The sequence below is a fragment of the Pseudomonas sp. P4_C8 genome (assembly GCF_056401975.1).
Genome location: NZ_JBFUIH010000106.1, coordinates 1 through 1,540, shown reverse-complemented (window position 1 = coordinate 1,540; position 1,540 = coordinate 1). Strand labels below are relative to the sequence as shown.

Genomic DNA, 1,540 nt, shown 5'->3' with positions numbered 1-1,540 from the left:
AACTACAACGGCACCGTGCCGACCGTCACCTACACCACCAATACCGGTTCCACCAGCACGCTGGATATCAGCGTCACCCCGGTCAATGACCTAAGCGTCCTGGTCGCGGACACCAATACTGTCGATGAAGACCACGCAGCCACCGGCAACGTGCTGACCAACGACCACGATGTCGATAATCTCCTGAGCGTGGCCAGCTTCACGGTTGGCGGCACCGAGTACACCGCAGGCGTCCCGGCGATCATCGCCAACGTCGGCACCCTGGTGATCGGGGCGAACGGTGCTTACACCTTTACTCCGGACTCCAACTACAACGGCACCGTGCCGACCGTCACCTACACCACCAACACCGGTTCCACCAGCACGCTGGATATCAGCGTCACCCCGGTCAATGACCCGAGCGTCCTGACCGCGGAYACCAACACTGTCGATGAAGACCACGCAGCCACCGGTAACGTGCTGGGCAACGACCACGATGTGGATAATCTCCTGAGCGTCTCCAGCTTCAGCGTGAATGGGGTCGACGGCAGCTTCACGGCGGGCCAGACCGCAACCATGACCGGTGTCGGAACGCTGATCATCGCCAGCAACGGTGCTTACACCTTTACCCCGGCCGAGAACTGGAACGGCACCGTGCCGACCGTCACCTACACCACCAACACCGGYTCCACCAGCACGCTGGATATCAGCGTCACCCCGGTCAATGACCCRAGCGTCCTGACCGCGGATACCAACACTGTCGATGAAGACCATGTTGCAACCGGYAACGTGCTGRSCAATGACAGCGATGTCGATAATCTCCTGAGCGTAGCCACCTTCACGGTTGGCGGCACCGAGTACACCGCAGGCGTCCCGGCGACCATCGCCAACGTCGGCACCCTGGTGATCGGGGCGAACGGTGCTTACACCTTTACCCCGGTGGATAACTGCAACGGCACCGTGCCGACCGTCACCTACACCACCAACACCGGTTCCACCAGCACGCTGGATATCAGCGTCACCCCGGTCAATGACCTAAGCGTCCTGGTCGCGGACACCAACACTGTCGATGAAGACCACGCAGCCACCGGCAACGTGCTGACCAACGACCACGATGTCGATAATCTCCTGAGCGTCTCCAGCTTCAGCGTGAATGGGGTCGACGGCAGCTTCATGGCGGGCCAGACCGCAACCATCGCCAACGTCGGCACCCTGGTGATCGGGGCGAACGGTGCTTACACCTTTACCCCGGTGGAGAACTGGAACGGCACCGTGCCGACCGTCACCTACACCACCAATACCGGTTCCACCAGCACGCTGGACATCAACGTCACCCCGGTCAATGACCCAAGCGTCCTGACCGCGGACACCAACACTGTCGATGAAGACCACGCAGCCACCGGCAACGTGCTGGGCAACGACCACGATGTCGATAATCTCCTGAGCGTCTCCAGCTTCAGCGTGAATGGGGTCGACGGCAGCTTCACGGCGGGCCAGACCGCAACCATGACCGGTGTCGGAACGCTGATCATCGCCAGCAACGGTGCTTACACCTTTACCC

1 protein-coding gene is annotated in these 1,540 nt (G+C 61.2%); it reads left to right on the top strand.

Annotation, left to right across the window (positions count from 1 at the left end):
* Positions 1 to 1,540: beta strand repeat-containing protein (locus AC1DWM_RS30050; RefSeq protein WP_477796878.1), on the top strand; the 1,540-nt coding region annotated here is incomplete at both ends.